Origin of the sequence: Mesonia phycicola, assembly GCF_900141885.1 — a bacterium.
Taxonomy (GTDB): Bacteria; Bacteroidota; Bacteroidia; order Flavobacteriales; family Flavobacteriaceae; genus Mesonia; species Mesonia phycicola.
Genome location: NZ_FQYY01000005.1, coordinates 184845 through 209246 on the forward strand (window position 1 = coordinate 184845; position 24402 = coordinate 209246).

At 32.0% G+C, this 24402-nt stretch carries 24 protein-coding genes and 1 pseudogene; 15 read left to right on the forward strand and 10 right to left on the reverse strand.

What is annotated here, in order from left to right:
* Nucleotides 1-2: 2 nt before the first annotated feature.
* Both BUC03_RS08805 and BUC03_RS08810 read right to left on the reverse strand, forming a co-directional pair.
* Nucleotides 3-485, reverse strand: coding sequence for a nuclear transport factor 2 family protein (locus BUC03_RS08805; protein ID WP_073150543.1), 483 nt, complete (start codon nt 483-485; stop codon nt 3-5).
* On the reverse strand, nt 485-1087 hold the full coding sequence (locus BUC03_RS08810; RefSeq protein ID WP_073150546.1) for a hypothetical protein: 603 nt from the start codon (nt 1085-1087) through the stop codon (nt 485-487). Before BUC03_RS08810 ends, BUC03_RS08805 begins: the two co-directional genes overlap by 1 nt.
* 137 nt (nt 1088-1224) lie before the next feature.
* Here BUC03_RS08810 and BUC03_RS08815 point away from each other — a divergent pair, with 137 nt between their 5' ends.
* On the forward strand, nt 1225-2172 hold the full coding sequence (locus tag BUC03_RS08815; protein ID WP_073150549.1) for an NAD-dependent epimerase/dehydratase family protein: 948 nt from the start codon (nt 1225-1227) through the stop codon (nt 2170-2172).
* A 78-nt stretch (nt 2173-2250) separates the two neighbouring features.
* On the opposite strand, the gene BUC03_RS08820 is transcribed toward BUC03_RS08815, so the two are convergent.
* The 3 genes from BUC03_RS08820 to BUC03_RS08830 all read right to left on the reverse strand — a co-directional run bounded on the left by BUC03_RS08820 (nt 2251) and on the right by BUC03_RS08830 (nt 5751).
* A complete protein-coding gene (locus BUC03_RS08820) occupies nt 2251-2997 on the reverse strand; it encodes a succinate dehydrogenase/fumarate reductase iron-sulfur subunit (protein ID WP_073150551.1) in 747 nt (248 codons plus the stop codon).
* Between the two features lie 74 nt (nt 2998-3071).
* A complete protein-coding gene (locus tag BUC03_RS08825) occupies nt 3072-5075 on the reverse strand; it encodes a fumarate reductase/succinate dehydrogenase flavoprotein subunit (RefSeq protein ID WP_073150554.1) in 2004 nt (667 codons plus the stop codon).
* 13 nt (nt 5076-5088) lie between these two features.
* Entirely contained in the window at nt 5089-5751 is a 663-nt protein-coding gene (locus BUC03_RS08830; protein ID WP_073150557.1) for a succinate dehydrogenase cytochrome b subunit, read from the reverse strand.
* 264 nt (nt 5752-6015) lie between these two features.
* On the opposite strand from BUC03_RS08830, the gene BUC03_RS08835 reads away from it, so the two are divergent.
* On the forward strand, nt 6016-7308 hold the full coding sequence (locus BUC03_RS08835) for an aminopeptidase P family protein (RefSeq protein WP_073150560.1): 1293 nt from the start codon (nt 6016-6018) through the stop codon (nt 7306-7308).
* A gap of 140 nt (nt 7309-7448) precedes the next feature.
* Here the strand turns inward: BUC03_RS08835 and BUC03_RS08840 are convergent, their stop codons facing one another.
* On the reverse strand, nt 7449-8999 hold the full coding sequence (locus BUC03_RS08840) for a serine hydrolase (protein ID WP_073150563.1): 1551 nt from the start codon (nt 8997-8999) through the stop codon (nt 7449-7451).
* Between the two features lie 123 nt (nt 9000-9122).
* Between BUC03_RS08840 and BUC03_RS08845 the strand changes: the two genes are divergently transcribed.
* Complete coding sequence (locus BUC03_RS08845; protein ID WP_073150566.1) at nt 9123-9899, forward strand: alpha/beta fold hydrolase; 777 nt, start codon at nt 9123-9125, stop codon at nt 9897-9899.
* Between the two features lies 1 nt (nt 9900).
* Nucleotides 9901-10608 carry a hypothetical protein gene (locus BUC03_RS08850; RefSeq protein WP_073150569.1) on the forward strand — a complete coding sequence of 236 codons (708 nt, stop codon included), beginning with the start codon at nt 9901-9903 and terminating at the stop codon, nt 10606-10608.
* A gap of 46 nt (nt 10609-10654) precedes the next feature.
* Here the strand turns inward: BUC03_RS08850 and BUC03_RS08855 are convergent, their stop codons facing one another.
* Nucleotides 10655-11977, reverse strand: coding sequence for an aspartate kinase (locus tag BUC03_RS08855; RefSeq protein ID WP_073150572.1), 1323 nt, complete (start codon nt 11975-11977; stop codon nt 10655-10657).
* Between the two features lie 100 nt (nt 11978-12077).
* Here BUC03_RS08855 and BUC03_RS08860 point away from each other — a divergent pair, with 100 nt between their 5' ends.
* Nucleotides 12078-12734, forward strand: a complete 657-nt coding sequence (locus BUC03_RS08860) for a hypothetical protein (RefSeq protein WP_073150575.1) — start codon at nt 12078-12080, stop codon at nt 12732-12734.
* Nucleotides 12735-13082: 348 nt separating this feature from the next.
* Here the strand turns inward: BUC03_RS08860 and BUC03_RS08865 are convergent, their stop codons facing one another.
* Nucleotides 13083-13793: a hypothetical protein gene (locus BUC03_RS08865; protein WP_143159167.1), complete on the reverse strand. Its 711-nt coding sequence runs from the start codon at nt 13791-13793 to the stop codon at nt 13083-13085.
* Between the two features lie 149 nt (nt 13794-13942).
* On the opposite strand from BUC03_RS08865, the gene BUC03_RS08870 reads away from it, so the two are divergent.
* Nucleotides 13943-14500, forward strand: a complete 558-nt coding sequence (locus BUC03_RS08870; RefSeq protein ID WP_073150580.1) for a hypothetical protein — start codon at nt 13943-13945, stop codon at nt 14498-14500.
* A gap of 429 nt (nt 14501-14929) precedes the next feature.
* Here BUC03_RS08870 and BUC03_RS15115 read toward each other — a convergent pair.
* Nucleotides 14930-15067 (reverse strand): annotated as a pseudogene (locus BUC03_RS15115) (thiamine-phosphate kinase); the annotation flags it as partial.
* 308 nt (nt 15068-15375) lie between these two features.
* On the opposite strand from BUC03_RS15115, the gene BUC03_RS08875 reads away from it, so the two are divergent.
* The 3 genes from BUC03_RS08875 (at nt 15376) to BUC03_RS08885 (ending at nt 17432) form a co-directional block, all read left to right on the forward strand.
* Nucleotides 15376-15900: a hypothetical protein gene (locus tag BUC03_RS08875; RefSeq protein ID WP_143159168.1), complete on the forward strand. Its 525-nt coding sequence runs from the start codon at nt 15376-15378 to the stop codon at nt 15898-15900.
* Nucleotides 15901-16156: 256 nt separating this feature from the next.
* A complete protein-coding gene (locus BUC03_RS08880; RefSeq protein WP_073150586.1) occupies nt 16157-16798 on the forward strand; it encodes a hypothetical protein in 642 nt (213 codons plus the stop codon).
* A 19-nt stretch (nt 16799-16817) separates the two neighbouring features.
* Complete coding sequence (locus BUC03_RS08885) at nt 16818-17432, forward strand: DUF6705 family protein (RefSeq protein ID WP_143159169.1); 615 nt, start codon at nt 16818-16820, stop codon at nt 17430-17432.
* A 57-nt stretch (nt 17433-17489) separates the two neighbouring features.
* Here the strand turns inward: BUC03_RS08885 and thiL are convergent, their stop codons facing one another.
* Complete coding sequence (gene thiL, locus BUC03_RS08890; RefSeq protein WP_073150593.1) at nt 17490-18548, reverse strand: thiamine-phosphate kinase; 1059 nt, start codon at nt 18546-18548, stop codon at nt 17490-17492.
* Nucleotides 18549-18792: 244 nt separating this feature from the next.
* Here thiL and BUC03_RS08895 point away from each other — a divergent pair, with 244 nt between their 5' ends.
* From BUC03_RS08895 to BUC03_RS08920, 6 genes are read left to right on the forward strand one after another with little or no spacing between them, the layout of a single operon-like run.
* The gene (locus BUC03_RS08895; RefSeq protein ID WP_073150596.1) at nt 18793-19122 is read left to right on the forward strand and encodes a HesB/IscA family protein; all 330 of its coding nucleotides are present in this window, start codon (nt 18793-18795) and stop codon (nt 19120-19122) included.
* 20 nt (nt 19123-19142) lie between these two features.
* Nucleotides 19143-20591: a Fe-S cluster assembly protein SufB gene (sufB, locus tag BUC03_RS08900; protein ID WP_073150598.1), complete on the forward strand. Its 1449-nt coding sequence runs from the start codon at nt 19143-19145 to the stop codon at nt 20589-20591.
* 11 nt (nt 20592-20602) lie between these two features.
* On the forward strand, nt 20603-21010 hold the full coding sequence (locus BUC03_RS08905) for a hypothetical protein (protein ID WP_073150601.1): 408 nt from the start codon (nt 20603-20605) through the stop codon (nt 21008-21010).
* Between the two features lie 13 nt (nt 21011-21023).
* Nucleotides 21024-21779, forward strand: a complete 756-nt coding sequence (gene sufC, locus BUC03_RS08910; RefSeq protein WP_073150604.1) for a Fe-S cluster assembly ATPase SufC — start codon at nt 21024-21026, stop codon at nt 21777-21779.
* A 47-nt stretch (nt 21780-21826) separates the two neighbouring features.
* On the forward strand, nt 21827-23140 hold the full coding sequence (sufD, locus tag BUC03_RS08915; protein WP_073150607.1) for a Fe-S cluster assembly protein SufD: 1314 nt from the start codon (nt 21827-21829) through the stop codon (nt 23138-23140).
* Nucleotides 23141-23161: 21 nt separating this feature from the next.
* A complete protein-coding gene (locus BUC03_RS08920; RefSeq protein WP_073150610.1) occupies nt 23162-24385 on the forward strand; it encodes an aminotransferase class V-fold PLP-dependent enzyme in 1224 nt (407 codons plus the stop codon).
* Nucleotides 24386-24402: the final 17 nt, after the last annotated feature.

Here is a 24402-nt window from a genome sequence, read left to right on the forward strand (position 1 = left end):
TATTATTTTAATTGAGGTATAAGTGTTTGGTCATGTTTTTGGTTCATTTTTTTTACTGCAGAAACATTTTCATTAGGGATAGTTACAGAAAGTACATAATGTTTAATTTTCCATCCATCTGGTGTTAGTTGTAGTACGCCAGAACCTCTGCATAAGCCTAAGTCTGTTTGTAATAACTCATCAAACCAAGCAATTTTTTCTTTAGAGTTATGGTATATATTTCTTTGTAAAGCAATAAACTTCCAAGCTTTTCCTTTATCAAAATGTGGTTTGGCATAAACTTTAAACTGTTCCACATTCCAGTTTTCAGAAGCATCTGTGCCTATAAACACAGCATCTTTTGTCATTAATCCAAAGTACTTTTCAAAATTTGCTTCAGCAGCTGCTTGGTGCCATAAATTTAAATTCGTATCAATATTATCTTTTTCTGTTTGAGAAAAAACTTGAAAAGATATTAGGCAGACTAGAAAAAAGAAGTTTTTCATTATTTAATTTTTTTAAGAGGTTCTTTTTTTGCTTTTGCAAGGCTGTCTTGTATTCTAATGCGTTCATCAAGTTCAAGATCGAAATCTTCCATAGGTTTTAAGAAGGCTTCGTTTAATTGAATTTTTAAATTGTTAAATTCATTATATAATTCAAAACTCAATGTGTCTATTTTTCCAGCATTTGGGCGTTGTCTCTCTGCCTCAGTCTCTAATAAATAGGCCTTAGTAAGCAATACATTTAATCTAGTTTTAATTGGTGTTTTTTCAAAATCTGTAGGGATAGAGTCTTGTAATTGCTTTACAGATCTAAAAAAATTATTACTATTATTTACCACTTCTTGAAGTGTAAAATGGTCTATGCGTTCTATTTCATTTTTTGCAGTAATAAAAGCCATCCAGTTAGAACTTGCGGCTTCTGCATCTGGTAGTAAACTAACTGTTCTGTTTGACGGAATATTTACTTTTTGTGAAAACTTTTTAGCATTTTCTTCTTGAAATGTAGACTCAGAATCTGCTGTGTTGGTTGGTTGGTCTTCACAAGCTACCAAAAAGATTACTAGTGAAATTGAAAAAAAGACGTTGTAAATTTTTAATGCTTTCATAAGGTTGAAAATACTGCGAAAGATAATAAATTTTATATTGTCTAACAGTTAAAAAAGATTTTGTAATCAGTGTTAAAAATTGTTATTTTGATAAAATTATTGCTTTTTAAACCCCTAATATTAAACTTACTTCAATAATGGCAACTAAAATACTGATTATAGGCGCTTGTGGACAAATAGGTACAGAACTTACCCTTGCATTAAGAGCTAAACATGGAAACGAAAATGTTATAGCCGGAGACATTAGAGAAGGTGGAGAAGAGTTGATGAAGTCTGGTCCATTTGAACAAGTTGACGCTACTAATTATAAAGCTATTGAAGATATTGTAATGCATTATGAAGTAGATCATATTTATTTAATGGCTGCTATGTTGAGTGCAACAGCAGAAAAATTCCCTATGCGAGGGTGGAATTTAAATATGGATTCTCTTTTTAATGTATTGAATCTTGCTAAAGATAAAAAGATAAGCAAAATATTTTGGCCTTCTAGTATTGCTGTTTTTGGACCTACAACTCCTAAAAATGACACACCACAAACTACGGTAATGGAACCTACAACGGTTTACGGAATTAGTAAACAAACAGGTGAACGTTGGTGTGAATATTACCATCAAAAATATGGTGTAGATGTTAGAAGTATACGTTATCCAGGTTTAATTAGTTATAAAACTCTTCCTGGTGGTGGTACTACAGATTATGCCGTAGAAATTTTTCATGAAGCTTTAGAAAAACAAGAATACACTTCTTTTTTAAGTGAAACTACTGCGTTACCTATGATGTTTATGGATGATGCTATTAGAGCTACTATATCTCTTATGGAGGCCCCAAATGAAAATTTAACCGTTAGATCTTCTTATAATTTAGGCGGAATTAGTTTTACACCTAAACAACTTGCTGAAAGTATTAAGACTGAAATCCCTTCGTTTAGTATTAATTATGAGCCTGATTTTAGACAACCTATAGCAGATTCTTGGCCTTCTAGTATCAACGATGAGCAAGCTCAAAAAGATTGGGACTGGAAACATGAATATGATTTACCAAAAATGACAAAAGCTATGTTAAATGGACTAGAGTCTTTAAAATAATCTGTTAAATAAATAGAAAATAAAAAATCCCAAATTCAATATTGAATTTGGGATTTTTTATTTTGATGAGTTAAGGTATTAACCTTTTGTATTAGCACTCATATATTCACGGTTCATACGTGCAATGTTCTCTAAAGAAATACCTTTAGGACATTCAATTTCACAAGCACCAGTATTACTACAGTTACCAAAACCTTCTTCATCCATTTGTCTAACCATTTCTTGTACACGGTCTGCAGCTTCTACTTGACCTTGTGGCAATAAAGCATACTGTGATACTTTTGCAGAAGTAAACAACATAGCACTTGCATTTTTACAAGCTGCTACACAGGCTCCGCAACCAATACAAGTTGCAGCTGCAAATGCATCATCTGCATCGTGTTTATTAATTGGGATACTGTTAGCATCAATAGTATTACCAGAAGTGTTTACAGAAATGTAACCTCCAGCGTGTTGTATACGATCAAAAGAAGATCTATCTACAATTAAATCTTTTACAACAGGAAAAGCTTTTGCTCTAAATGGCTCAATTACAATGGTATCTCCATCTTTAAAAGAACGCATATGTAATTGGCAAGTAGTAACCAATTTATCTGGACCGTGAGGTTCACCATTAATTTGTAAAGAACAAGCTCCACAAATTCCTTCACGACAATCGTGATCAAATTCTACAGGCTCTTCTCCTTTATTAATTAATTCCTCATTTAAAACATCTAACATTTCAAGAAAAGACATATCACCTTCAACTCCATCTATAGGATAGGTTACCATCTTCCCTTTTGTGTTAGCGTTTTCTTGACGCCATATTTTAAGTGTAAGTTTCATATGATTTAGATTTTAGTATTGAGTATTGAGTACTGAGTCGCTAATTTGTAACATCTCATAGCTCAATACCGCATCTATTTATAACTTCTTGTTTTTAATTCAATATTTTTGAAGTCTAATTCTTCTTTATGCAGTTGCGCATCTCTTGGGTTACCTTTGTATTCCCAAGCTGCTACATACTTATAGTTCTCATCATCTCTCAGTGCTTCTCCTTCTTCTGTTTGGTACTCTTCTCTAAAGTGACCTCCACAAGATTCGTTTCTATGTAAAGCATCTTTAGCAAATAATTCTCCAAGTTCTAAGAAATCTGCTACACGTCCTGCTTTTTCTAATTCAGCATTTTTACCTTCAGTCTTTCCAGTAACTTTTACGTTTGCCCAAAAATCTTCTCTTAGTTCTTTAATTTCTTCTAAAGCTTCTTGTAAACCTTTAGCGTTTCTTGCCATACCACACTTGTTCCACATAATTTTACCAAGTTTCTTGTGGTAATAATCTACAGAATGTTGGCCAGAGGCATTCATTAAACGAGAAATTCTTTCTGTTACTTCTTTTTCAGCAGCTTCAAACTCTGGGCTATCTGTAGAGATAGCTCCTGTTCTAATATCTTTAGAAAGGTAATCTCCAATAGTGTAAGGAAGTACAAAATAACCATCAGCTAAACCTTGCATTAATGCAGAAGCTCCAAGTCTGTTAGCTCCGTGATCAGAGAAGTTTGCTTCTCCTGCAGCGTAACAACCAGGGATAGTTGTTTGTAAGTTATAATCTACCCAAAGACCACCCATTGTATAATGTACCGCAGGGTAAATCATCATTGGAGTTTCGTATGGGTTTTGATCTACAATTTTTTGATACATTTGGAAAAGGTTACCATATTTGGCTTCTACTACCTCTTTACCTAATTTTGTGATTTCAGCTTTACTTGGGTTTTTATGTCCAGAAGTAAATGCTTTTTCTTTACCATAACGCTCAATTGCACTAGCAAAATCTAAGAAAACAGCTTCACCTGTTTTGTTAACACCAAAACCAGCATCACAACGTTCTTTCGCTGCTCTAGAAGCAACATCACGAGGTACTAAATTACCAAATGCAGGGTATCTTCTTTCTAAGTAGTAATCTCTTTCGTCTTCAGATAAATCGGTAGGTTTTTTTCTACCTTCTCTAATAGCGATAGAGTCTTCTTTTTTCTTAGGTACCCAAATACGCCCGTCATTACGAAGAGACTCAGACATTAATGTTAATTTAGACTGATGTTCTCCAGAAACAGGAATACAAGTTGGGTGAATTTGTGTGTAACAAGGGTTTGCAAAGTAAGCTCCTCTACGGTGCGCTCTCCAAGCAGCAGTTACATTACTTCCCATAGCATTGGTAGATAGGAAGAAAACATTACCGTAACCGCCAGAACCTAAAACAACTGCGTGAGCAGAGTGTCTCTCGATTTCTCCTGTTACCATATTACGTGCTATAATACCACGAGCTTTACCATCTACAATTACTAAATCCATCATTTCATGACGATTGAAAGCTTGAATCTTCCCTCGGTTAATTTGACGGTTCATTGCAGAGTAAGCCCCTAATAAAAGCTGTTGTCCTGTTTGACCTTTTGCGTAGAAAGTACGAGAAACTAGTACCCCACCAAAAGATCTGTTATCTAAAAGACCACCGTATTCACGAGCAAAAGGAACCCCTTGCGCAACACATTGGTCAATAATATTTCCAGATACTTCGGCTAAACGATAAACGTTTGCTTCACGAGATCTGTAATCTCCACCTTTTACGGTGTCGTAAAATAATCTATAATTAGAGTCACCATCTCCTTGGTAATTTTTAGCGGCATTTATACCACCTTGTGCAGCAATAGAGTGTGCACGTCTAGGAGAATCTTGATAACAAAATGTTTTTACATTATAACCTAATTCAGCTAGAGTAGCGGCTGCACTACCACCAGCTAATCCTGTACCAATAATTATAACATCTATGTTACGTTTATTAGCAGGGTTTACCAAGTTAATATCGTTCTTATGCTTTGTCCACTTATCTTTTAGTGGCCCTTGTGGTATTTTTGAATCTAAAACTGACATATTCTCTGGCGTATTATAAGTTATTGATATAGTGAAAAAGAGCTATAAAAATGAACCCAAGTGGAATAATAATAGCATAAGCTACAGTGAAATTTCTAATACCCTTAGAGTATTTGTTGTTCCAACCTATAGATTGGAAAGACGAAGAAAAACCGTGTAGTAAATGCAACATTAAAAACACAAAAGCAACAACATAAAGACCGGTTCTTACAGGGCTTTCAAATTTAGCAATTGTTTCACCATAATATCTGGTAGCATCTTCTGGATGAGATTGTACATATTTATGTACTAATTCTGGCACCCAAAAATCGTAAAAATGTAATGCTAAAAATGCAAGAATAGCTAAGCCAGACCAGATCATGTTTCTAGACATCCAGCTAGAATTGGCAGCGCCGTTATAACTTACATAATTAACGGCACGAGCATTTCTATTACGAATTTCTAACACAAATCCCATTACAAAATGGAAAATAACTCCGAAAATAAGTATAGGCTGCAAGAGCGCTTGTACTAAGAAATTGGTTCCCATAAAATGAGATAACTCATTAAAGGTATCTGGAGAAATTACAGATGTGAAATTGATAACGAAATGTTGACCTAAAAAAAGAACAAGAAAAAGTCCCGATAAAGCCATAGCAAACTTTTTTGCTACAGAAGATTTTATTAATCCACCCATTGGTTTTGAGTATTTGTATAAATTTCTAACAAAAATACGCTTCAAATTACTTATCCACAAACTTTCACAATTGTAATTTGTTATTTAGAATTAGTATAAGCTATTGCGTTTTCGTAAATATGAAATATTTGATGCTAAGAGATATGAGTTTTCTCTTTTTGTGGTTAAATAATTAGGTGTTTTTTAATTATGAAAACTTAATTTTTTGTTGCTAGATGAAAGATTGTCGGTGTGCTTTCTTAAATTTGAAAAAATTCAATATTTATGAGATATCAACCTATAAATTCAGATTTGTTTATACATAATCGTAAAAACTTTATGGCTAAAATGAAGCCAAATAGTTTAGCGGTATTTAATTCTAATGATATTTACCCAATTGGGGCCGATAGTACCATCCCTTTTCAACAAGATAGAAATATTTATTATTTAAGTGGAGTAGATCAAGAAGAGAGTATTTTGGTGTTATTTCCAGATGCACCTCATGAAAAGCATCGTGAAATTTTATTTTTAACTGAAACTAATGATCATATTGCTGTATGGGAAGGTGAAAAACTAACAGAAGAAAAAGCTTTAGAAATTTCTGGCGTAAAAACGGTTTACTGGTTAAAAGATTTTCAGAAAATATTTTATGAGTTAATGGCTCAAGCAGAAACGGTATATATTAATACAAATGAACATTACCGCGCAAATGTAGAGACAGAAACACGTGAAGCTCGTTTTAATAAATGGCTAAAAGATAGTTACCCTGCACACAGTGTAGCTAAAAGTAATCCTATTTTGCAACAATTACGTGCCGTAAAACATCCTTTAGAGCTAGAAGCTATGCAGCGCGCTTGTGATATTACAGAAAAAGGATTTAGAAGAGTGCTAGGTTTTGTGAAACCAGGTGTGTGGGAATATGAAATAGAAGCAGAGTTTATGCATGAGTTTTTGCGTAACCGCTCCAGAGGTTTTGCTTACACGCCAATTGTAGCTTCAGGTAAAAATGCTAACGTTTTGCATTACATTGAAAACAAAATGCAATGTAAAGAAGGAGAGTTAATTTTGTTAGATGTTGGAGCAGAGTATGCAAATTACGCAAGTGATATGTCTAGAACAATACCTGTTTCTGGTAGATTTAGTAAGCGTCAAAAAGAAGTTTACAATAAAATTAATCAGATTAAAAAAGACGCGACAAAAATGTTAGTGCCTGGTACAGATTGGGCAGAATACCATAAAGAGGTTGGTAAAATGGCAACTTCAGCATTTTTAGATCTTAATTTACTAGATAAAGCCGATGTGCAAAATGAAAACCCAGACTGGCCAGCTTATAAAAAATATTTTATGCACGGTACCTCTCATAACCTTGGTTTAGATACGCACGATTATGGCTTGTTGCATCAACCAATTGTGGCTAACCAAGTGTTTACCGTAGAACCTGGAGTTTATATTCCTGAAGAAGGATTTGGAATTAGATTAGAAGATGATGTGGTAGTTCAAGAAAAGGGAGAGCCTATTAACTTGATGAAAAACATCCCAATTGAAGCAGATGAAATTGAAGATTTAATGAATAAGTAATCATTAGTCAATAGTATGTATAAAAGCTATCTAGAAAATTAATTTTCGTCAACCTGAAAAACATCAGAATGACGGTTTTGAAAATTTTCTAGATAGCTTTTTTGTTTTAAATAGATTTGAATTTCGCTTCTGCGGAAGTCTTACTTACCTTCAATTTTTGTAAAATGCAAGTCTTCAAAATCGAAACTAAAATCTGTGATTGGAGCGATAGGTTTCATGATAGCTTCTTTTGCTATTCCATTTTCATCAAAAGTGAATAAAACAAATACATCTGCATCAAAACTACGATTATCCCATTTTGCTACATAAGTAGTTGCATTATAAGGTAAAAGTTCTCCTTTAATAGCGGTATTTCTTTCAGAGTGGATAAAAAACTGATTATTTTGCTTAGAAATTACAAGATTTCCAAACCATTCGTCTTTATAAGAACCTTTAATTTTAAGGCTGGCATCGGTATTCTTTTTTAGCATTTGGTCTACTTTTTTATACACCGCTTTTTTAATGCTATCGTTATAAGAAATCCAACCTTCGTTTGATTTTCCTTTCTTTTCTACCCAATTTCTGTCTTTATAACCTAGGTAGCTATCTTTAATAGTATTAGTGATAGAGCTAAAAGAACTCCCTACCATTTGGTTGGTAAGTACTACAATACCTAAATCTAAATCGGGTATCATAGTAAACTGAGTTACTGTACCTAATAATCCACCTGTGTGAGCTACTTGTAAATGACCATTAACATCGCTCACAAACCAACCTAAAGAGTAGCCAGAAAAGTGAGTATTGTAATCGTTATTTTTTCTTACAGGTAAAGGAGTTTGTAATTGCCACAAATTATGCATTTGTTTTTCGCTTAATAACCTTTCTCCATTTTTAGTAACAGCATCATTCATTAAAAAGTCTGCCCAAGTAAGCATATCTGTAACGTTACTCATAATACCACCAGCGGGATTTGCTAAGTCACTCCAGTCATGAGGTATTTGTATTACTTTGCCCTCTGTTCTGGTATGTGCATCAATAATATTGGTTTTATCGGTAACACGGTTGTAAGAAGCTTTACTGTTTTTCATTCCAACCGGCTGTAAAATTCGTTGTTCAATAAACTCTTCCCAAGTTAATCCGCTTACTCGATGAATTACTTCTCCAGCAATAATAAACATGTTGTTGTTGTATTTAAATTCTGACCTAAAAGAACTTTCTGGAGTTTGTTTGCTCATATTAGCAAGCACATCATCTATAGTAAAATTACCTCCTTCAGGTAAAAACATTAAATCTCCTGCTCCTAGACCCAATCCGCTACGGTGAGTAACTAAATCTCTAATAGTAAACTCTTCGGTTACCCAGGCATCTGGCATTTTAAATTCTGGTATGTGTTTTCTTACTTTATCATCCCAATCTAATTTTCCTTCATCTGCCAAGAGAGCTAAGGCAAAGCAAGTAAAACCTTTACTGTTAGAAGCAACACCTACTAAGGTGTTTTTATTCATTTCTTTTTTATTAGTTAAAGATCTTACGCCGTGACCTTTGGCGTAAACTATTTTCCCGTCTTTAATTATCCCTACAGAAATACCAGGAACATCAAAAGTTTCTAAAGAATGCTGAATTACTTTGTCAAGTTTTCTTTCTTTTAATTGTGCTAAAACACTAATTGAAACAAAAAGAGTGAAAAGTAAAAGGAGGTTTGTTTTTTTCATGAAATGGTTTTTTTAACAAGATTACGTCCTGCTGAACTAGATTCAGCATCGCATTAAGTTATTCAATTTTTAGTTTTGTATTTCAAAATTTTTAAATGCTCGAAAAGACACTATTTTTGCGCTATGCAAGAATACATTACTTACAAAAATATACAAATTGCTTTTACTACTGAAGGTAAAGGTGAAAGTATCGTTTTATTACACGGTTTTTTAGAAAGCTCTGCTATTTGGAGGGCTATAACGCCTATTCTAATTAAAAATCACCAAGTAATTAGTATAGATTTATTGGGTCACGGTGCCAGCCAGCGTTTGGGTTATATACATACAATGGAAGAAATGGCACAAACTGTACATCAAGTTCTTCTTCATTTAAAGGTAAATAAAGCTTCTTTTGTAGGGCACTCTATGGGTGGTTATGTGGCGTTGGCTTTTGCTGAATTATTTCCGAAGAAAACAGAAAAATTAATTTTATTAAATTCTACTTCTGAAGCAGATTCTGTAGAGCGAAAAGAAAACAGAGATCGTGCTAAGCGTTTAATTAAACAAAATAAAGATGCTTTTGTGAGTATGGCGATTAAAAATTTATTTGCTGAAGAAACAAAAGAAAAATTCCCAGAAGAGATAAAGCAGTTGCTTATTGAAGCAAAAAAAATACCTGTAGAAAACATCATTGCTACTGTAGAGGGTTTAAAAAATAGAAAAGATAGAACCGAAGTTTTGCAGAATTTTAAAGGTAAAAAAATGATATTAGCAGGAAAAAGTGATCCAGTGGTTCCGTTTATGGCGATAGAAAAGTTAGCAGAGCAAACCAATACAGAGCTGGTAAGTTTTTCTAACGGGCATATGAGCTACTTAGAAAATACAGAAGAGTTAATAAATACCTTAAACAATATATTTTAAAATGAAAAAAAATCTACTTTATAGCCTTACTTTATTAATTGTTTTAATTTCTATTATAAGTTGCAGTTCTCTATCAGATGGGAAACTAATTGTAAAAGACGGTAGTTATTATTCTAGTTATGAGGTTTACGAAAATAAGAAACGAGATACCTTAAAAAAATATATTTATACTATAGAGTCAGGTTTAGAAAAATTAGAAGGTGGAGGTTTTGAAACTATGATTAGGTTTTTAGAACATTCTTATGAGGAAAAAGAATTTGTTTTTAAAGATGTGGAAGATACAGTTTCTTTAGATATTTTTTATGAAATTAGTCTAGAAGAAGATAGAGAATTAGAACTTGTAAATCGTGTATTGGATTATTATGATTTATTCTTGTCTGTTGAAAGTAAATATGTTGATTATTGGGAGTTGTATGTTGAAGATGAAAATAAAGTAAAGAAATTTAAGTGTGAGTCTAAATATGGAGAAGGTGTTATAGATAAATCAGGTGCAAACATTAAAATTAAATGTATGAACCTTTTTGCTGTTACTGGACAATTAAAAAGTAATGGAGATAAACTAATTTATAAAGGTGATCATAAGCCTAAATTCAATTTAGATTTTTTAGACGATAGTTTATCTAAAAATAAAGAGCTACTAGATAAATATGGCTTAGCAATAAAACCTATTCAGCAAGAAGTAGGTGTTTATACAATTACTAAAAAATAAAAAGGCTCCCAAGTGGGAGTCTTTTGTCGGTTAAACACTTATTGATTTAAGCAAACATTGGTTTTGTATTAAAAACATACTGGTTAAGTAGCTGTAAAGTTTGTTCTTTATCTGGAGTATTAATTAGTAATGAAATATTATTGTTACTACCACCGTAAGCAATCATTCTTACATTTACATCTTGTAAGATGTGAAACAATTTAGGGGTATTTTCGTGATGAATAATATTGTTACCTACCAAACACACAATAGTTTTATTTTCTTCTACTTCTACGTGAGAAAATTTTACTAATTCTGCTGTTATTTCTTCTAAATAAGTAGTGTTGTCTATAGTTAGAGAAACTGCAATTTCTGAAGTAGTAATCATATCTATAGAGGTTTCATACTTTTCAAAAATCTCAAATACTTTTTTAAGAAAGCCGTGTGCTAATAACATACGTTCAGATTTTATCTTAATAGTAGTAATGTCATCTTTTGCGGCAATAGCTTTAATACCTTCTCCAGTAATGTGATTAGAGATTAATGTACCCTCTGCTTCAGGTAAATTAGTGTTTTTTAATCGAACAGGTATTTCTAGTTCTCTCACAGGAATTACTGTTTGCGGATGCAAAATTTTTGCTCCAAAATAAGCCAATTCCGCAGCTTCATCAAAAGATAGTTGTGCAATAGATTGGGTGTTGTCTACAAATCTTGGATCGTTATTATGGAAACCATCAATATCTGTCCAAATTTGTACTTCTTCTGCTTTAATTGCAGCTCCAATAATAGTTGCGGTATAATCGCTTCCGCCACGTTTTAAATTGCTAATTTCTCCATCATTATCTAAACAGATAAAACCTTGGGTAATGTAAATTTCTTGGTTTGGTGTGTCTTTTAAAATTCTGTTTAAACCTTGTTGAATGTAAAAATAATCAGGTTCTCCTTCTTTATCTACACGCATAAAGTCTAAAGCAGGTATTAAAGAAGACGCAATACCTTGTTCTTGTAGGTATTGATTTACTAAAAAGGTAGAAAAAAGTTCACCTTGAGCCACAATCTCATTGTAGTTACTGGTTTGGTTGTCTACAAAAGATTGTAATTGTGCAGAAAGTTGAGAAATATATGTTTTAATATTTTCTGCTCTTTCTTCTTGCTTAATTAATTCTGAAACCGCGGCTAAATATTTTTGTTCTAGTTGGTTAATAATAGCTCTGCTTTCGTTGGTTTGGTTAGATTTTATAAGTTGAGAAAGTTCTACTAGTTTATTGGTACTACCGCTCATTGCAGATAGAACTACAATTTTAGGTTCACCATTATTAATTATTTCTTTTACTTTTTGAATATTAGCAATGCTTCCTACTGAAGTACCTCCAAACTTTAAAACCTTCATCTTTCATTAATTTTGTGCAAATGTAATGTGGTAAAGAGAGTTTACCTTGAAAATTCAATAATTTTACTAATTTTACACAACAAGTTAAATAATTAACAAAATGAAAACAGTAGCGCAAAGTGTAGAGCAAATTTTAAAAGCACAACCTTTTTTAGAAGAAGCGTTGCAAAGAAGTATTATAAACTATAGTGCATTAGCAGAAGAGTTACAACCAGAAATTGCTTCCATTTTAAAAAAACCTGTAAAAACCGGAGCAATTATGATGGCGCTTAGAAGATATCAATCCCCTGTTGGAGTGAGTAATAATTTTAAAATTAAAAATGCTTTTAAAAATCTAGGAGATATTACCGTACGTTCTAATATATCTGCATTTACATTTAAAAATACAACTACCTTGGTAAATTGTCACGGAGAGTTACTGAGTTATGTGTCTGAAAACACTCATTTATTTTATGCCTTTACCCGTGGTATTTTAGAAAGTAATATTATGATTTCTGGGTCTGAAGCTACAAAAGTGAAAACATTTTTTAAAGAAGAAACACTCATTGTACAACGAGAAGGCTTGGCAGCAATTAGCGTGCAGTTACCGCAAGATAATTTTAAAGTTGCTGGTTTGTATTACCAGATTTTTAAACATTTAGCTTGGCAAAACATTGCTTTGTATGAAGTGGTTTCTACTACTAACGAGTTTACCGTTTTAGTCGAAGAAGAATTGGTAGAGCAAGCTTTTGCAGCAATTAAGAACTTAAAAGTTTAATGAATTATTGTAAATTGGTAGAATGAAGAATAAATAACTTAGGATTGCAGTAATTCTTCTTGGAGCATTAAACGTTTTTCAGGGAGTGCAGTTATTTAGAATTTTAGAAAATTATAAAGAAGTAGAAATGTGGAGAATGGTTTTTGCTATTGCAGGATTTTCCATCATCTTGCTATTTTCTGTTTTTGTATTCTATAGAATACGTAAATTATCGAGGAAATAAAATATTTTCTCCGTCAACCTGAACTTGATTCAGTTTCTCATTATAGTTTTCCGTTTTATGTAATACGGTGTGATGCTGAAATCGAATATTCAACGGAGTTAAATAAATTCAGAATAATATTTCTTTTACTTTTTATAAGGTAATTTAGGAAGAGTCATATAATATTCTCCTTTTGAATCTTTTACTTTTCTTACTTTAAATTTTGCTTTGGCTCCGTATTTTAATCCCCAATCTTCATTTAAGTCTGTCCATATTCTAATAAAAATGGTTTCAGGGTTGTTGGTGTTTAATGAGTTGTATATATAATTCCAATCTTCAATAAGTTCGTCTTTAGAGATGTCAGTATTAATAAATACTAATATTTTGTATTGATAAGAATCAAAATTACTTTCTTTAGGTAAAATAATTTTACTTGTAATTTCATGAAAATTTCCTAAATAACTATCTATATCTGTGTCTAAAGTGATACTGTCGCATTGAGCGTAATTATCTTTTATGGATGATTGTCTAAGTGTGTCTAGTTGAGTTATTCCGCAGTGTGTTTCTCCGTTATAACACATAAGGGAGTTGTTTTTATCATAGATGTATGTTCTGTAAGGAATAGACATGTAGATGAAACTTTTAATAGTTTCTGTATCTAAATCTTGACTTAATTGAGCATCTATAACATTGTTTTCTATGGGGGCTTTTTTAATATTACTATCTATTTCTTCTTGAGAATATACAGTTAACTTGGGTATGCCTGCTATAGTCTTAATTATGCTTCCACAAGAAACTAAGAGTATAACTGTGCTAGCGATAAATATATAGGTCAATGTTTTTGATAAGTTTTTCATTTTATAAACCATTCCAATTACTTATAACCTTATAAATATTACCTTGATAGAGTTTTTATATTTTTTTAATTAGCTAAACCGTTAATTTTTATAAATTTCAATTAACTAGCTTAAATTAATAAATATAGGATTTAACTATTAAAATTTAGATGAAAAAATTAGTCTTTATAGCTTTAATCTCTCTATTTTATTCTTCCTGTAAAAAGGCAATACAAAAAGAGGAAATTTTAGAAATTAAAGAAAATTCTTTTACGTGTAAAATAGAAGCGGCTAACTTAAAGGTAAATGTAAATAACAACGAACAGTGTGCTAATTATTTTAATTATACCCAAGATAGTGAAAATGGTTTTAAGTTAGAGGCAGGACAGTTAAAAGATGTAGTTGGGATATTGCTAAATATTAACCTCATTAATTTTCAGGTTAATTCTAATAAAACTAAAGGAAAATTTTTCTATGTAGATTATAAGGGTGAATTGAATGATGAGCATAAAACAATGGTGGTAAATCGACTTTTAGAACATTACAATCTGAAAATTGATACGGTACAGAAAAAAGTTGCTATTAATTCATTGAAAATTACTAATAAAGACAAATTAGGTAGTTTTTTGTCTAAAGTAGATAGACAAAAACAGTTACGAACAAGTTTGAAGGTTTCGGGAAATGAGGCAGTTTTTGAGAATTTTACTTTGTCTGGGTTTGCAAAATAACTGCAAAAATTTTATTTACAACGCTTTGAATTTGAAGAAAAGGAAGGAGCTGGTAATTATTATAGTTTTGAAATGATATTTAGTAAAAACCTAAATGAGATTTTAAATTTTCTAGAAGAAGAATTAGGAGTTTCTATGGAGAAAGTCTACCGAGACGTTAATATGGTATATGTATTAGATAAATAAAATAAGTTAAATTTAGAGAATAGTTTTTGTTGTTGTGAGTTTTTCTATCATTTTTCTATTTTTTAGAATACGTAACTATCGAGGCAATAAAATATTTTCTCCGTCAACCTAAACTTGATTCAGTTTCTAATTCTGCTTTTGTGTTTAGTTAAGTAAATTTTTGATATTGAAGATTCAACAGAGTTAAATAAATTCAGAGTGACACTTGTTTTAATTTTTTAATATATCAAAGAAGTTTTATTCTTAGTCCTTAGCATCTGTAAAAGAATTCCATCCGCGAGATTGGATAGGGATTTTTTGGTTGGCTCTGGTAATTAAATGCATCCCTTCGTGTTCTTCCGTCATATGTCCAATTACGGTAAGATTAGGGTTTGAGTTTAAGTATGTTAAACAAAAGTTAAATAAATAAGATTCTTTAACAGTGTTTTTATATTTATATACGTTACGTTAAGATTTTTCGTTTGGCATTTGTATGCTGTCCCCCTCAATCGTAAAATCATAAATCTAAGTAAACTAATACTTTATTTATGATCAAAAATTATTAATCCCTCCCCTCTCTTCTTTATTTTTTTTTGCTTGTCAAAAAGATGATTTAAAGGAAAGCGATAATAATAGCATCGATTCAAGAGATTTCTTAACAACCGAAATAGATGATAACGGAAACACAATAACAAATAACTGTGAATAATATGAAAACGAAATTATTAATATTAATACTTATAACCTTTTCTGTAAATTTGAGTAGAGGTCAAATGACAGTTAACTCGCTTACAAGTAGTGAATATAACACAATAGAAATTAATGGAGTTTTGCTTAATACTATCAAAAATACCAATGGATCAATTACTCAAATGAACAGTTTGTTCGGTAATCCAAATAATATAATTGAGAAGGGTAGTTCAATAAATGAGCTTCATAGAATTTTTATTTACGGTTTGAATGATGGTAATACCATCGAATTTAGTGGTTTATCGCTTAATCAGACACCATCTGTCATCCGTTTACATACTCCTTCGATTAAAATTAAAGGTATTAGCGTTAATGTTCAAGATAATATTACCTCATTACCTTCTATGTGGATTAAAGGTCAAAATAATGATGGTAGCTATTCTATTCTTTTTTCTAAAGATAATGGCGATTGTTGTGTTTTTACTATTGAATACGATAATTCAACCAATCTTGTAACGATGATAAAATATGAAGAATTCACTTAAAAATTGTTGATTTTAATTACTAGGATAAAGGTATATAAATGAAAAGCATTACTCATGTAAGTCTTGTTTGTTTTGTCCTAAGTAAGACTTTAGAAACCGATAACTACCCTAGTTGTCGGTTTTTTCTTGCTCTAAATTTTCATCGTCTCCTAAGGTTCTTAAATTTGGTTCTTTTAGCGTTTTCTTGTTTGCAATATTTCTTTCTAATGAAAGTAATAGTTGTGGTTAGAATTATAAAAAGAAAGGTATTTTTCAGTTGACAGATAAAGATAATTATAACGCTTATCATGACTTTGTGGAGAGCAAGAATACAGGGTGGACTTATACAGGTCCTTCTGATTTAGAAAATAGTTTCCATGCTATATTGAGTGCTTTGTGGTTTTATCAAGAGAACGTTCTAGATAATATTGATATTGATGAGAATACTACTGCAGATTCAAAAGTGCGAATACACATGCATACCAATTATATATTTTCTGGTGGTTTAAAAACAGAAACTACCCCAAGTGTACAAGATTTATTTGGGTTTGCAGATTTTTATAAAACAAAGAAAGACTTAGGTGCAGATGACAGTGAGGATATTACAAGTATTGTGGTAAGTAGGAGAGGTCTTTACGCTTTAAGAATAGGTGACCCACAAAAAGTTGAAAATTTTGCTTCCGATATAGATAATCCTAATTTAGAAGATAAAGGGGTTACTTACAAACAAGCACTTAAGAATTTATATGATAAAAATGTATTGGAGGAAACAAAATTAATGTGCAATAATTGTCCAGATGCTTATGAAGCAGCCTTGTTTGAAATGAATTTTATTGAGTTTGTGAAATATATTCCAGGAATAAAGGTTTTTCGAAGATTAAATGATGGTAATGGTAATTATACTTGGGAAGAAATATAAATTAATTAATAAGAAAAAAATGAAATATATATATATTATAACTATCTGTCTATTAATGTCTGCTTATAGTGTTAATGCTCAAAACGAAACAATAGTACCTATTGAAAACTGGTGCACCGTAAATTTATCTGATGATATTTATTATTTTAAAGATGTAAATAATTATTTAGATAAATTTGTAGGGGTATGGGTATATTCAAATAACAATACCTATCTAAAATTAGAAATTATAAAAGAAACTCACCAAGATATGAATGGTGGTTTTCCTTTGAATTTAGATGATTTTGAAGACTATATAGTAATCTCTATGCAGTATATGGAAAATGGTATAGAAAAATACAACAGCCTGCCTTTAACTATCAATAGAGATAACCCAAGAATGAGTGGGAATAATATTGATGCTAACAATACAAATAAAATAAAAATCACTTATGCCGAACCCTCTTTAATTAGTTGTGAAAGAATTATGCAGGCAGATTTATTTTTAGAATTTTTAGGAGAGAATCCTAACCAATTACAATGGATCCGCGTAGATGGTTTGCCTGATTATGGTAGCCCAAACATATGCCCTAGTGGAGTAGAAGACGACACGTCATTTTTAATACCAGCCAATTTAATATTGGCTAAGCAATAACAATAACAAAAAATCCCGCTATCAAGCGGGATTTTTTGTTATTTCAGCCAAAGAAAATTATTCTTCGTCCTTAGCATCTGTAAAAGAATTCCATCCGCGAGATTGGATAGGGATTTTTTGGTTTGCTCTGGTAATTAAATGCATTCCTTCGTGTTCTTCCGTCATATGTCCAATTACGGTAAGATTAGGGTTTGCTTTTATTTTTTCAAAATCTTTTTGGTCAATAGTGAAAAGTAATTCATAATCTTCGCCTCCGCTTAAAGAAACAGTAGTGCTATCTATATTAAACTCTTCGCAAACAGAAATAACAGCAGGATCTAATGGTATTTTTTCTTCAAACAAATTAGCACCAACTTTAGAGTTTTTACACAAGTGTATAATTTCAGAAGAAAGTCCGTCGCTAATATCAATCATAGAAGTAGGTTGTACTTCTAACGCTTTCAAAAGACCAGGAATATCTTTTCTTGCTTCAGGTTTTAATTGTCTCTCAACAATATAAGTGTAAGGCTCTAAATCTGGTTGAGAGTTTGGGTTTACTTTAAAAACTTGCTTTTCACGTTCTAGCACTTGTAATCCCATGTAAGCCGCACCTAAATCGCCGGTAACCACAAGTAAATCGTTTGGTTTTGCTCCGCTTCTTGTAGTAATAGCTTCTTTTTTAGCTCTACCAATTGCGGTAATGCTAATTACTAAACCAGAAGTAGAAGAGGTAGTGTCACCACCAACCACATCTATATTATAAGTTTTAGAAGCTAGTAAAATGCCAGCATATAATTCTTCTAATGCTTCCACAGGAAATCTATTAGAAGCAGCAATAGAAACGGTAACTTGTGTAGCCTCTGCATTCATCGCATACACATCAGAAAGGTTTACCATAATTGCTTTATAGCCTAAATGCTTTAACGGCATAAAAGACAAATCAAAATGAACACCTTCTACTAGCATATCTGTGGTAATTACCACTTCGTCATTTTCAAAATTTAAAACCGCAGCATCATCGCCAATACCAATTTTGGTAGAAGTTTGTTTAATGTCAAAAAACTTAGTTAAGTGATCTATAAGTCCAAATTCACCTAATTCAGATAAGCTGGTTCTACTTTCTTTATTATCGAACATAATTTTTCGTTTTCATTTTGAGTTTGCAAAAATAAGCTTTTTGAAAACGATAACCTTAACTTCAATTAAAACATTACTTCTGAAAAGAATTTAGTTTTTTTACGACCAATATTTGTGTGAGCAACCGCTATTAGCGTGATAGCATTTTCTAATTGTAAAATAAATTAGAATAATGTTTCGCTATATGGTATTCACGGTTGTAAATGGTATATTTGTGCAATTAAATTAATTAACGATTTGCGTTATGATAAAAGTTAGTAATGAAGCAAAAGCAAAAGTGGCGCAGCTAATGGCTGAAGACGGGTTTGATGTTGCGGTAGATTTTGTGAGAGTAGGAGTGAAGAGCGGAGGGTGCTCTGGACTTTCTTACGATTTAAAATTTGATAAAGAACAGGTGGAAGGAGATAAGCTTTTTGAAGATAATGAGGTAAAAATCTTAGTAGATAAGCGCAGTTTTTTATACTTGGTAGGAACGACACTAGAGTTTTCTGGAGGTTTAAACGGGAAAGGGTTTGTATTTAACAACCCTAACGCGCAGAGAACTTGCGGTTGCGGAGAGTCATTTTCACTATAATTTTTAGAAGAAAACAAGAAATGAATAAGTTTACAGAAGACGATTTAAAGAAAGAACTTGAAACCAAAGAGTACGAGTATGGTTTTTATACAGATATAGAGTCAGATACTTTTCCTGTTGGTTTAAATGAAGATATTGTACGTGCAATATCTAAAAAGAAAGAAGAGCCAGAATGGATGACAGAGTGGAGGTTAGAAGCTTTTCGTGTTTGGGAACAAATGGAAGAGCCAGAGTGGGCAAATGTGAATTATGAAAAGCCTAACTTTCAAAACATCTCTTACTACTCTGCACCCAACAAAAAACCTAAGTACGATAGTATAGATGATGTAGATCCAGAATTGTTAGATACTTTTAAACGATTAGGGATTTCTTTAGACGAGCAGAAAAAACTAGCAGGTGTAGCGGTAGATGTAGTAATGGATTCTGTTTCTGTAACCACAACTTTCAAAAAAACATTAGCAGAAAAAGGAATTATTTTCTGTTCAATTTCAGAAGCAATAAAAGAACATCCAGAATTAGTGAAAAAACATTTGGGTACAGTGGTTCCGCAGAAAGATAATTTCTACGCAGCGCTAAACTCAGCAGTTTTTAGTGATGGTTCTTTCTGTTACATCCCAAAAGGAGTAAAATGCCCAATGGAGCTTTCTACTTATTTTAGAATTAACCAAGCTGGTACAGGTCAGTTTGAAAGAACTCTAGTAGTGGCAGATGAAGGTAGTTATGTAAGTTACCTAGAAGGTTGTACAGCACCGTCAAGAGATGAAAACCAACTACACGCAGCAGTTGTAGAGCTTATAGCTTTAGATGATGCAGAAATTAAATATAGTACGGTACAAAACTGGTTTCCAGGAGGTAAAGATGGTAAAGGTGGAGTTTTTAACTTTGTAACCAAAAGAGGACTTTGTGAGAAAAATGCAAAAATCTCTTGGACACAAGTAGAAACTGGTTCTGCAGTTACTTGGAAGTATCCGAGCTGTGTATTAAAAGGAGACAACTCTATAGGTGAGTTTTATTCTATTGCAGTAACCAATAACTACCAACAAGCAGATACAGGTACTAAAATGATACACTTAGGTAAAAATACTAGAAGTACTATTATCTCTAAAGGTATCTCTGCTGGGAAATCTCAAAATAGTTACCGTGGTTTAGTGCAAATAAATAATAGAGCAGAGAATGCAAGAAACTTCTCACAATGTGACTCTTTATTAATGGGTAACAAATGTGGAGCACACACTTTTCCGTACATTGAAGTAAAAAATAAATCTGCAAAAGTAGAGCACGAAGCAACTACTAGTAAAATTGGAGAAGATCAAATATTTTACTGTAACCAACGTGGTATAGACACAGAAAAAGCAATTGCATTAATTGTAAATGGCTTTAGCAAAGAAGTGTTAAATAAATTACCAATGGAGTTTGCGGTAGAAGCTCAAAAATTATTAGAAATTTCATTAGAAGGTTCAGTAGGATAATATATTAAACAATGAAAAAAATCATAATCACGCTACTTACTGTAGCTGCTATCACAGCAAGTTGTAAAAATGAAGAAAAACCAGTAGAGAAAGAAGTAGAAGAAACTACTACTCTAAAGGCAAACCCGATTAATAGAAATACTTTATTGCAGGGAGAGTATATTTATACAGAAGAAGCAGCCGTATTAAAAGGAAACAGCTTTATATATGGAGTGAAACTTGATAGTATGGCACAAGTATTAGCCAATCAAGTAGAATCTTTTAAGAGAGAAGATTATGATATGGTACCAGTAATTGTAAAGGGCTTAATTAGTAAAAACCCAAATAAAGAAGGCTGGGAAGAAATTGTTGAAATTAAAGAAATTATAAAAGTATCTGAGCCAACCTCAGAAGCAGCTATTAAAGTTAAAGGAGAATAAAAGAGAATAAGATATGTTAAAGATAAACAACTTACACGCAAGTGTAGAAGATAAAGAGATTTTAAAAGGAATTAATCTAGAAGTAAAAGCTGGAGAAGTTCATGCTATTATGGGGCCAAATGGTTCTGGTAAAAGTACATTGGCAAGTGTAATTGCAGGGAAAGAAGAGTATGAGCAAACAGAAGGAGAAATTATTTTTGATAACGAAGAAATTTCAGAATTAGAAGCAGAAGAAAGAGCTCATAAAGGTCTTTTCTTATCTTTTCAATATCCTGTAGAAATTCCAGGTGTTTCTGTAACTAACTTTATGAAAACTGCGATTAATGAAAATCGTAAAGCCAAAGGTTTAGAAGACATGCCTGCTAAAGATATGTTGAAAATGATTAGAGAAAAATCTGAGTTGCTAGATATGGATAGAAAGTTTTTGTCTAGATCTTTAAATGAAGGATTTTCTGGAGGAGAGAAAAAACGTAACGAGATTTTTCAAATGGCAATGTTAGAGCCAAAATTAGCTATTCTAGATGAAACAGATTCTGGTTTAGATATTGATGCGTTAAGAATTGTTTCTAACGGGGTAAATAAATTAAAAACTAAAGATAATGCTGTATTAGTAATTACGCATTACCAACGTTTGTTAGATTATATCGTGCCAGATTACGTACACGTTTTATTAAACGGTAAAATTGTAAAATCTGGAGGTAAAGAGCTTGCTCACAAATTAGAAGAGCACGGTTATGATTGGATTAAAGAAGAGTTAAAAGCGGTATAAAAACCACACTATTCTCTAAATCACTTTAACCCAAAATACAAATTAACATGGAATTAAAAGATAAATTAATTTCTTCATTCTTCGCTTTTGAAGAGAACGTAGATGTAAATAGCGACATTCATAACATTAGAAGTGCCGCTATGAAGAATTTTGAAAGCCTTGGTTTTCCTTCTAAAAAAGAAGAAGACTGGAAATACACTTCTCTAAACTCAGTTTTAAAAGAAGATTATAGCATTTTTCCTAAAAAAGAAGATGCAATAGATTATAAAGATGTAAAAAAATATTTTATTCACGATATAGATACTTATACCGTAGTATTTATTGATGGGATTTACTCTTCACATCTATCTAACACTACGCATGATAAAATAGATGTTTGTTTAATGTCTTCAGCTTTAACTAAAGACAAGTACAAGCCAATTATAGATAATTACTTTAATAAAATTGCACCTGCAACTAGTTTAAACAGTTTAAATACTGCTTTCTCTAAAGAAGGAGCTTTTATTAATATACCTAAAAATACATTGGCAGATAAGCCTATTCAGATTTTAAATTTCTCTACAGGAAATGAGTCTGCACTTATGCTTCAGCCAAGAAATTTAGTAATAGTAGGAGAAAACTCTCACGTTCAAATTATAGAGCGTCACCAAAGCTTGACAGAAAATTCTGTATTCACTAATTCTGTTACTGAAATTTATGCAGAAAAAAGAGCAATGGTAGATTATTACAAAATCCAGAATGATCATTCTAGTGCTTCTTTAATAGATAGTACTTACGTAGATCAAAAAGGAGAGAGTAACTGCTCTGTACATACATTTTCTTTTGGAGGAAAAATAACTCGTAATAATTTACAGTTTTTCCAGAATGGAGAGCGCATAGACTCTACCATGAAAGGAGTTACTATTATAGAAGATAAACAACACGTAGATCATAATACATTAGTTCATCATATAGAGCCAAATTGTGAAAGTCACCAAGACTACAAAGGTATTTTTGATGATAAAGCAGTAGGTGTTTTTAATGGTAAGGTTCTTGTAGAAAAAGAAGCACAGAAAACAAACGCTTTTCAGAGTAACAACAATATTTTAATTAGTGATAAAGCTACTATCAACTCTAAACCTCAATTAGAGATTTTTGCAGATGATGTTAAATGTAGTCACGGTTGTACTATTGGACAGTTAGATGAAGATGCTTTGTTTTACATGAAATCTCGTGGTATTCCTGCTAAAGAAGCAAGAGCTTTACTTATGTACGCTTTTGCTAATAATGTTTTAGAAAGTGTAAAAATACCAGAGTTACAAAAAAGAATAAATAAGTTAATAGCCAATAAGTTAAATGTAAACTTAGGCTTCGATTTATAAATCTGGATTTTAAATCATTTTATGAGCAACTCATTCAACATAGAAAAAATACGAGCAGATTTCCCTATACTTTCTCGTAAAGTAAACGGACATCCGTTAGTGTATTTTGATAATGCAGCAACTTCACAAACTCCAAGTCAGGTAATTCATGCTATTGTAGATTATTATGAAAACTACAACGCAAATATTCACCGTGGAGTGCATACACTTTCACAAGAAGCTACAGATGCTTATGAAGAGGCAAGAGAAACGTTAAGAGCTCATTTTAATGCAGCCAAAAAAGAAGAAATTATATTTACCTCAGGTACCACTCACGGTATAAATTTAGTAGCAAGTGGTTTTGCTTCAGAATTAAAAAAAGGAGATGAGGTAATTGTATCTGCTTTAGAGCACCACTCTAATATTGTACCTTGGCAAATGTTGTGTGAAAAAACAGGAGCTATTTTAAAAGTAATCCCAATGACAAATTCGGGAGAGCTTGATATGGCTGCTTTTCAAGATTTACTTTCTGCTCAAACAAAATTAGTATTTGTAAATCACGTCTCTAACGCATTGGGTACAGTAAACCCTATAAAAACTATTATTACAGAAGCGCATAAAAAAGGAGCCGCAGTATTAATAGATGGAGCTCAAGCAGCACCACATATTAAAGCAGATGTTCAAGCATTAGATGTAGATTTTTATGTGGTTTCTGGTCACAAAATGTGCGGGCCAACAGGAGTAGGAGTTCTTTACGGTAAAGAAGAATGGTTAAACAAATTACCACCCTACCAAGGTGGTGGTGAGATGATAGACCAAGTAACTTTTGAAAAAACTACCTACGCAGGCTTACCACATAAATTTGAAGCAGGTACTCCAAATATTTGTGGAGGTATTGCTTTTGGTAAGGCTATAGATTATTTAAATGAAATTAGTTTTGAAGCAATTGCAGCTTATGAACACGAACTTTTAGAGTATGCAACAAAACAGCTTCTAGAAATAGAAGGAGTTACAATTTATGGTACTTCTAAAGAGAAAACCGCTGTAATTTCATTTAATATAGAAGGGATTCACCCTTACGATATTGGTACAATTATAGATAAGTTAGGGATAGCAGTAAGAACAGGGCATCACTGTGCGCAACCTATTATGGATTTTTATAAAATACCAGGTACAGTTAGAGCATCTTTTGCATTCTATAATACAAAAGAAGAGATTGATGCATTTGTAGCAAGTGTAAAGCGTGCTAAAATTATGTTATCTTAAATTTTAAATTTAGAAAT

Coding starts and splice junctions, on each gene's coding strand:
- BUC03_RS08895 (WP_073150596.1), top strand. CDS start 18,793: ATGATAAAAGTTAGTAATGAAGCAAAAGCAAAAGTGGCGCAGCTAATG.
- sufC (WP_073150604.1), top strand. CDS start 21,024: ATGTTAAAGATAAACAACTTACACGCAAGTGTAGAAGATAAAGAGATT.
- BUC03_RS08840 (WP_073150563.1), bottom strand. CDS start 8,999: ATGAAAAAAACAAACCTCCTTTTACTTTTCACTCTTTTTGTTTCAATT.
- BUC03_RS08870 (WP_073150580.1), top strand. CDS start 13,943: ATGAAAAAATTAGTCTTTATAGCTTTAATCTCTCTATTTTATTCTTCC.
- BUC03_RS08815 (WP_073150549.1), top strand. CDS start 1,225: ATGGCAACTAAAATACTGATTATAGGCGCTTGTGGACAAATAGGTACA.
- BUC03_RS08865 (WP_143159167.1), bottom strand. CDS start 13,793: ATGAAAAACTTATCAAAAACATTGACCTATATATTTATCGCTAGCACA.
- BUC03_RS08835 (WP_073150560.1), top strand. CDS start 6,016: ATGAGATATCAACCTATAAATTCAGATTTGTTTATACATAATCGTAAA.
- sufB (WP_073150598.1), top strand. CDS start 19,143: ATGAATAAGTTTACAGAAGACGATTTAAAGAAAGAACTTGAAACCAAA.
- BUC03_RS08825 (WP_073150554.1), bottom strand. CDS start 5,075: ATGTCAGTTTTAGATTCAAAAATACCACAAGGGCCACTAAAAGATAAG.
- BUC03_RS08860 (WP_073150575.1), top strand. CDS start 12,078: ATGAAAACAGTAGCGCAAAGTGTAGAGCAAATTTTAAAAGCACAACCT.
- BUC03_RS08810 (WP_073150546.1), bottom strand. CDS start 1,087: ATGAAAGCATTAAAAATTTACAACGTCTTTTTTTCAATTTCACTAGTA.
- BUC03_RS08830 (WP_073150557.1), bottom strand. CDS start 5,751: ATGGGTGGATTAATAAAATCTTCTGTAGCAAAAAAGTTTGCTATGGCT.
- BUC03_RS08805 (WP_073150543.1), bottom strand. CDS start 485: ATGAAAAACTTCTTTTTTCTAGTCTGCCTAATATCTTTTCAAGTTTTT.
- thiL (WP_073150593.1), bottom strand. CDS start 18,548: ATGTTCGATAATAAAGAAAGTAGAACCAGCTTATCTGAATTAGGTGAA.
- BUC03_RS08875 (WP_143159168.1), top strand. CDS start 15,376: ATGAAAACGAAATTATTAATATTAATACTTATAACCTTTTCTGTAAAT.
- BUC03_RS08885 (WP_143159169.1), top strand. CDS start 16,818: ATGAAATATATATATATTATAACTATCTGTCTATTAATGTCTGCTTAT.
- BUC03_RS08845 (WP_073150566.1), top strand. CDS start 9,123: ATGCAAGAATACATTACTTACAAAAATATACAAATTGCTTTTACTACT.
- sufD (WP_073150607.1), top strand. CDS start 21,827: ATGGAATTAAAAGATAAATTAATTTCTTCATTCTTCGCTTTTGAAGAG.
- BUC03_RS08820 (WP_073150551.1), bottom strand. CDS start 2,997: ATGAAACTTACACTTAAAATATGGCGTCAAGAAAACGCTAACACAAAA.
- BUC03_RS08920 (WP_073150610.1), top strand. CDS start 23,162: ATGAGCAACTCATTCAACATAGAAAAAATACGAGCAGATTTCCCTATA.
- BUC03_RS08905 (WP_073150601.1), top strand. CDS start 20,603: ATGAAAAAAATCATAATCACGCTACTTACTGTAGCTGCTATCACAGCA.
- BUC03_RS08850 (WP_073150569.1), top strand. CDS start 9,901: ATGAAAAAAAATCTACTTTATAGCCTTACTTTATTAATTGTTTTAATT.
- BUC03_RS08855 (WP_073150572.1), bottom strand. CDS start 11,977: ATGAAGGTTTTAAAGTTTGGAGGTACTTCAGTAGGAAGCATTGCTAAT.